General features: G+C 66.7%; 8 protein-coding genes. 2 read left to right on the forward strand and 6 right to left on the reverse strand.

What is annotated here, in order from left to right:
• Positions 1-129: 129 nt before the first annotated feature.
• The 3 genes from ISU10_RS22440 to ISU10_RS22450 all read right to left on the reverse strand — a co-directional run bounded on the left by ISU10_RS22440 (position 130) and on the right by ISU10_RS22450 (position 1,775).
• Positions 130-444 (reverse strand): hypothetical protein, encoded by a 315-nt coding sequence (locus ISU10_RS22440; protein WP_194698683.1) that lies wholly within the window; start codon positions 442-444, stop codon positions 130-132.
• An 87-nt stretch (positions 445-531) separates the two neighbouring features.
• Positions 532-1,344, reverse strand: a complete 813-nt coding sequence (locus ISU10_RS22445) for an LppX_LprAFG lipoprotein (RefSeq protein ID WP_194698684.1) — start codon at positions 1,342-1,344, stop codon at positions 532-534.
• Between the two features lie 38 nt (positions 1,345-1,382).
• A complete protein-coding gene (locus tag ISU10_RS22450) occupies positions 1,383-1,775 on the reverse strand; it encodes an RDD family protein (protein WP_194698685.1) in 393 nt (130 codons plus the stop codon).
• A gap of 170 nt (positions 1,776-1,945) precedes the next feature.
• On the opposite strand from ISU10_RS22450, the gene glnA reads away from it, so the two are divergent.
• Positions 1,946-3,364, forward strand: coding sequence for a type I glutamate--ammonia ligase (glnA, locus tag ISU10_RS22455; protein WP_194698686.1), 1,419 nt, complete (start codon positions 1,946-1,948; stop codon positions 3,362-3,364).
• 289 nt (positions 3,365-3,653) lie between these two features.
• Here the strand turns inward: glnA and ISU10_RS22460 are convergent, their stop codons facing one another.
• Positions 3,654-4,064: a VOC family protein gene (locus ISU10_RS22460; RefSeq protein WP_194698687.1), complete on the reverse strand. Its 411-nt coding sequence runs from the start codon at positions 4,062-4,064 to the stop codon at positions 3,654-3,656.
• 303 nt (positions 4,065-4,367) lie between these two features.
• On the opposite strand from ISU10_RS22460, the gene ISU10_RS22465 reads away from it, so the two are divergent.
• Complete coding sequence (locus tag ISU10_RS22465) at positions 4,368-5,267, forward strand: hypothetical protein (RefSeq protein ID WP_194698688.1); 900 nt, start codon at positions 4,368-4,370, stop codon at positions 5,265-5,267.
• 408 nt (positions 5,268-5,675) lie between these two features.
• On the opposite strand, the gene ISU10_RS24305 is transcribed toward ISU10_RS22465, so the two are convergent.
• Entirely contained in the window at positions 5,676-6,089 is a 414-nt protein-coding gene (locus ISU10_RS24305) for a pyridoxamine 5'-phosphate oxidase family protein (RefSeq protein WP_194698689.1), read from the reverse strand.
• A gap of 101 nt (positions 6,090-6,190) precedes the next feature.
• On the reverse strand, positions 6,191-6,772 hold the full coding sequence (locus ISU10_RS22475) for a hypothetical protein (RefSeq protein ID WP_194698690.1): 582 nt from the start codon (positions 6,770-6,772) through the stop codon (positions 6,191-6,193).
• Between the last annotated feature and the right edge of the window lie 302 nt (positions 6,773-7,074).

Genomic DNA, 7,074 nt, shown 5'->3' on the forward strand with positions numbered 1-7,074 from the left:
TTCGGTAACAGTTGCTTGTTGCCTCACCGGGTTTCGAGACGGGCGCTAGCGCGCCCTCCTCAACCAACGACGGGGACCGGCCAGCGCGCCCTCCTCAACCAACGACGGGGACCGGCCAGCGCGCCCTCCTCAACCAGCGGCGGCCAGCGCAACCTCCTCGACCCGCAAGGGAGCACGAGCGCCGGGTTCGGCGTACCGGACGTACCAGAGCAGCATCGTGCCGGTGCTGGCGAGGTAGAACGAGTGCAGCAGCCACAGCGGTCCGGGCGGGAGGCTGAAGACGTAGACGGAGTGCACGGCATTGCCGGCGTTGGCCAGCAGGATGTTGCCGAGGCTGTAGGACGACAGGTCATGCGTACGCCGCGCCTTGAGGAGCATCGGCAGGGTGCTGGCCGCGAAGATGATCGTGGAGACGAAACCGGCGACGAGTGGAAGCGTGTGCATGGGACGACCGTGCGCGCTCACCGGCCCCGGTCGCTTCGGTCAATGCGCCTATCTTGGCCGTGCGCGAGATGGGTAGGACGCCCTGGGTCAGCCGGCTGACTGCTGGGTGATCTCGCCCTTCGGTGGCGCCTTGAGGTCGAGAGCCTTGTCGAAGTCGGTCATCGAGGCGTCGTAGGTGATGGCGCCCATGTCCATCACCGAGCGGGCCATCCGGTCCTTGTCGTCCAGCCACACGGTCACCTTCATGTCGGCCGGCAGCTGGGAGGCCGTCGACTGGTCGGCGATCTTGGTGGTGTCGATGACGAGCTCATAGCGGTCGAGCGTCTCGCCGTCGACCTCTTCGGTGCCCGCCGAGGTCACCGAGGACAGCGCGGTCACGAAGGACTTCATCGAGGCGGCGGGGTCGAGCTGCTTGGAGAAGTCGGCGCCGAGCGGGTTCGTGGGGTCGGAGAGGTCGAAGGCGAGGTACTTGTCGCCGGCTTGCGACGACTTGATGTACATCGTCCCGTCGACCAGCACCATGCCGATCGACTGGGCACCCATGTCGAGCGACATCTGCATCTCGGGCGGGTTGCTGGTGTAGTCGACGTCACCCGCACCCTTCATCTCGCCACCTGTCCCACTCATGGTGAACTCGAGGTGCGCCTGCTCGGTGTTGTCGATGCCGGCCTTGAGCCGGTCGGCGAACTGCCGGACCGCGACCTGTCCGCCGTCGTCGATCTGGCTCGGCTCCTCGGTCGCGTCAGTCGCATCGGCCGTGCTCGGCGTTGTCGACGACGCGCTCGTCGGGTCGTCGGTGGCCTCGGGCTTGTCAGACCCGCAGGCCGCGAGGCTCAGGCCCAGCGCAGCAGTCGCCACGACGGCGACGAGACGGGTGCGGGCGGGACGGATGGTGCGCATGGGCTGACCCCCGATGGCTGCGTGCAGGACGCTGAAGCCTAACTGGCCCGGCCTGAAGGCACGATCGGAATGGTGGCGCTTCCGACGGCCAGGTCGTGCAGTCCCCGGCCGTCGGGCTTGTAGACCAGCGGGGGTACGACGAGGCACACCAAGACGACGCGCAGCAACGAGCGGAGCAGGTCCAGGGGCCTGCCACCGGCATCGAGACGTACGACGCGCAGGCGGGTGGCCAGCTTGCCGAACGAGCCTCCGGCCAGTGCGGTCAGGACCGTCGACTCCACGATGAACACGCCCATCGTGTAGGCGCTCGACGATCGGCTCTCGCTCCAGCCCGCCGGACCAAGGAACGCGACGACGACCAGGGTGGAGACCGTCCAGTCCACGATCAGCGCCAGGATGCGGCGCGGCCACGACGCCGTACGGATGGTCACCGGGACAGGCTAGAGGCACCCTGCGCGAGACCGGCTCCACGGTCCCTGGACATCTGTTACATCGGCGAAACAATGGGGACACCGCAGGGAAACTGCCCCTCCCTACCTTTCAGGGAGCCTTCCACCCCATACCTGTCGGTCGTCCAGAACACGGCGACCAAGGAGGACAGATGTTCGCCAACAGCGACGAGCTGCTGAAGTACGTCAAGGACGAAGGCGTCGAGATGATCGACGTCCGGTTCTGCGACCTGCCCGGCATCATGCAGCACTTCACGGTGCCGGTGTCTTCGTTCGACCAGGCGGTCTTCGACGACGGCCTGAACTTCGACGGCTCCTCCATCCGCGGGTTCCAGGCCATCCACGAGTCGGACATGTCGCTGTTCCCCGACCCGACGACGTCCTACCTGGACCCCTTCCGCACGGCCAAGACCCTGGTCGTCAACTTCTTCATCCATGACCCGCTCACCGGCGAGGCCTACTCGCGCGACCCGCGCAACATCGCGCGCAAGGCGCAGGCCTACCTCGCCTCGACCGGGATCGGCGACACGGCGTACTTCGCCCCCGAGGCCGAGTTCTACGTCTTCGACTCGGTCCGCTTCGAGACCAAGGTCAACGCCGGGTACTACCACATCGACTCCGAGGCCGGCGCCTGGAACACCGGCTCCGAGGAGAACAACCGCGGCTACAAGGTCCGCTACAAGGGCGGCTACTTCCCCGTGGCTCCCTACGACCACTTCGGCGAGCTGCGTGACGAGATGGTCAAGGAGCTCGAGGCGACCGGCCTGATCGTCGAGCGCGCCCACCACGAGGTCGGCACCGCCGGGCAGGCTGAGATCAACTACCGGTTCGACGAGCTGCTCAAGGCCGCCGACGACGTGATGAAGTTCAAGTACGTCATCAAGAACGTCGCGTGGCGCAACAACAAGACCGCGACCTTCATGCCGAAGCCGATCTTCGGCGACAACGGCTCCGGCATGCACTGCCACCAGTCGATCTGGCAGGACGGCGAGCCGCTGTTCTACGACGAGACCGGGTACGCCGGCCTGTCCGACATCGCGCGCTACTACATCGGCGGCATCTTGGCCCACGCCCCGTCGTTGCTGGCGTTCACCAACCCGACGGTGAACTCCTACCACCGCCTGGTCCCCGGCTTCGAGGCTCCGGTCAACCTGGTCTACAGCCAGCGCAACCGGTCGGCGTGCGTGCGCATCCCGATCACCGGCTCGAACCCGAAGGCCAAGCGCATCGAGTTCCGCTGCCCCGACCCGTCGGCCAACCCATACCTCGCGTTCTCCGCGATGCTGCTGGCCGGACTCGACGGCATCAAGAACAAGATCGAGCCCCACGAGCCCGTCGACAAGGACCTCTATGAGCTCCCACCCGACGAGCACGCCGACATCCCGACCGTGCCCGCCTCGCTGGGCGCGGTGATGGACTCGCTCGAGGAGGACCACGACTTCCTCCTCGAGGGCGGCGTGTTCACCAGCGACCTGATCGAGACGTGGATCGAGTACAAGCGCACCAACGAGATCCAGCCGATCGCGTTGCGCCCGCACCCCCACGAGTTCGAGCTCTACTACGACCTGTAGTGGTACTAGAGCTCGAACTCACGTCAAGGCTCCCGACATGAGTGCGCGGTTCGCGTTGACCGGGTCGCGCTCGCTCATGCCGCTCTGCGCGCGCGATCAGGCGCACCCTAGTGCCGCCGGTCGTGCCTATGACTGCACACCTGCGGGGCCGTCTTAGCGTGGTCGATCGCTGGGCCGAGCGGCCGGTGACGAGGTTCGAGCGCAAGGGGACTGCCGCCGGCCGCGGCATCGCCGACCTGCGGTACCGACGGACAGCCTGACCGACCGGGCGCAGCGCGGATCGGGTAGGTCAGCCGCCCCCGGCGATGTTGACCAGCCACGAGATCCCGAACCGGTCGACGCACATCGCGAACTCGTCGCCCCACGGCTGGGTGGCCAGCTCGACCGTCACGGTCCCTCCGTCCGACAGCGCCTGCCAGTAGCCGCGCAGTTCCTCGGTGTCGTCCCCGCCGAGGCTGACCGCGAGGTTGTTCCCGGGCCGCAACGCCTCGCCCGGCAGCATGTCGGCGGCCATCAGCGTGAGGCTAGACGCTGTTTCCAGCTGGCCGTGCATGACCTGGTCGCCCATGCCGTGGTCGTCGGTGCCGAAGTCGCCGAAGTGGTTGATCGTGAGATCGCCGCCGAACACGTCCTGGTAGAACGCCAGGCCGGCCGAGGCATCACCCGCGAAGTTCAGGTAGGGGTTCAGTCGAGTGGACATGGACCGACGGTAGAGGGCTCATCCCAATCGAGGGTGCAGGTGGGGGGTCTGAAGCCGCCGGTCTCGACGGCACCAGCCGTCCGGCTCGACGACCCGGCACGCAAGGACTGCACGAACCGCCCGATTGAGGTTGCAGGAGTTCACCGGGCGGGGCGTGGTGGGTCATGCCCCGGGCAAATGCCCGATGCGCGTTCGCGCGGCGCGGCCTACGTTCCCTTGCACTGATGTCTCGATTCCCTCGGGGGTCGAGCGGCTAGTTCTGGGGACGGTGGTTCGGCGTCTCGCCACTGCGAAGGGAACCTGATGTTCAAGCACCTCAAGTGGATCTCGTTCAGGCCGAGCCCGGCTCTGGTCATCTCGCTGATCGCGCTGATCGTCGCCACGTCGGGAACCGCCGTGGCAACGGCGAGTCTGATCACCGGCAAGCAGATCAAGGATCGGTCGATCACGGCGAAGGACCTCGCCACGGGCGCCGTCACTGCCCGGGTGCTGGCCGCGGGCGCAGTGACGGGCAAGAAGCTCGCATCCGACTCGGTGACCGCGCGAAGTCTCGCCCCGGCGTCGGTCGGGGTGGACAACCTGATCGTCGTTCCGCGGCAACTAGGGAAGCAGGTCTCGTCGCGTCGCCAGAAGGCAGGGGGGGTCTCGTTCAACATCTGCCCTTCGGGAGTCGTCGTCGTCAGCGGCCAGAACTGCCCGATCATCGAGGGGAGCGCCTCGGGCGGCACCGAGGCCGGGACCTATCAAGCGAACAACGTCGGCACCTCGTCCGGGTTGAGCTACTGCGCATTCACCAAGCCCATGTGGACCGTGGACAGGGGGACCGTGTTGAAAGCCGCCGTGGACGGGGGATTCGTCACCCGCGCCTCCCTCTACTCGAAGCTCCACCTCTACATCCAGGCAACCTGGTCCAACGTCGACCCGGCGGCCAGTTGGCTGAGCATGCACTTGGCCGGCTGGATCAACCCCCCGGGCAATACCGACCCGGGCGAGCTGACCGACGGCGAGAGCTACTCGTTCGTCAACGGGCTATCAGGAATCGACCCGGATTCGTCGATCGCGACCGTCAAGGCAGACGCCCTCGTCAACCCGCGTTCCGACTCGGAGGTGTTCTCCGGAGGCTCGGTCGCCTGCAACCTCGAGTCCTCCGGACGGGGCGCACCAGTGCTGGAGAGCATCTCGATCCACGCCTACCTCTCGTGACGCGTGGCGTCGTAGGCGACCGCGAACGCGGAGAGTCGGGGTCGCCCACCAGCGTGTGAAGGCACATTCAACGGACTGCCCGCTTTCGCCCAGCTCATCGGCAAGAGCGTGCGCCACAGGCGCACCTTCGAAATGACTTGAAAACCGCGCTTCTGTGCCGGACAGCTTGCAGCCCCTGTCAACGTGCGGCCTCCCTGCGGCCCACGTCCCCGGATTTTGGGTGTTCGCGCAGGTCAGGCCGTCTACCGGGTCAGAACTACGACCTGTAGTCACTTCTCGCGTAGAGCTCGAACTGGGGAACCGACGGTGAGGTCCAGCCGTCGAGTCAGAAGTTCGGTCGGGTAGACCCCTGTGGTTAAGGACCTGTCGCCGTCTCCCGGGCCACCGGAGTTCTGAGCCGGACTCGGGTCAGGCGGGCAGGAGCCGGCGGCCCGAGATGTCGTGTGGGGTGAACCGGATGTGGAGCATGCGCTGGCCCTCCGCCCATGTGCGGGCGGTCTTCGTCTGCTGGCAGGTCGGTCGGGTCGACGTAGGCCGCCGATCCGTGGACCAGGACGCTCCAGCCGGTCTGGGTGTACTCGTCGAACTCGTCGATCTGAAAGGACGCGGGCCCGGTGCGCAGGCGACTTGCGAGCGTGGAGTGCGGGGGGTTTGGATCAAGATGGTGCCCTGGTCAACCGCGTAGTTCACCGGCAGCACGACCGGCCCGAGGTCGTCGCAGTACGCCACCCTTCCAACGTGGTGCTCGGCCAGGAGTTCGAGGCACTCTGGCTCGCCGAGCTCTTTGAGGTGACTGGGGAACCATCTCTCGTCGCTGGTCATCAGCCCTCCTATCGTCTCCACCAGGGTCGCGCTGAATGCGTCTCGCGATGCCGTCGAGCCGAGCGCAGGCAGTTACATGGGTCAGCTTCGCCGTCTGGACGTCATGAAGATGCGTCCCTCTGCTGGGGGATGGCGGCCTCGGCCCACCTTCGTTTGGCCGGACCATCGGGGCTGTCGAGTATGCGAACCGGGTCGTGGAGCGACGTCGAGCGGTCGTGCAGCGGTTCTGTGCGAGCACCCATGTCGGCGCGCCGAATCAGGCTCGAAACGAGGTCGTGCGCATCCGCGATGGTCCTGTCGAGGATCCGGGTGCCGGTATCGATCTGGCCGGCTTCGAACGACCACTTGGCTGCTGCCATGCCCTGTACCAGTGAGTCGTTGACTTCTATCGCCTCGCGGTGCAGTAGTGCGGCGGCTTCTAGTCGCCGATGCTCCTCGTGTGCCCGGCGTTCCCTGTCTGTCGCGTGCCCGAGGAGCACGCCCAACAGCAGGAGCGGCAGCACCCGGGACGCCCATCCGGTCGGGGTGAGGTGAACGCTCTGGGTCATCGCCCACAGCACGGTGAGGCCGACGGCGAGCAGCCCCGCGACCGTTCCGGCCCTCAGGCCAAATGTGGTGGCGACCAGGGCGATCGGCAAGGCGTAGAGCATCGAGTACGCGTCGACTGGCGAGCCGAAGTACATGCGCAGACCGAGCACGCCAGCGAACAAGATCCCTGCGACGGCCAGCGCAAGGGGTGGTTGCCGTCGGAACCAGGGGTTCCGCGGCGTGACCGCTGCCGCTGGCATCAATGGGGCACTCATAGCCCACAGGCTGCCTGATCTGGAGGCTCTCGTCTCGGGCCAAAGGTCCTCACTCGAACCGCCGAGCGGCACCGGACCCTTCAGGCAGCTGATATGTAGGCGATTCCTGTCAAGTGGCAGGGTGAGGCGCCCGTCTCGATCGCTCGGGGCGGGCGCCTCGTGCTTCGTCGTTCGTGGCGGTG

This window comes from Nocardioides agariphilus (genome assembly GCF_015352445.1).
GTDB classification, from domain to species: Bacteria; Actinomycetota; Actinomycetes; order Propionibacteriales; family Nocardioidaceae; genus Nocardioides; species Nocardioides agariphilus.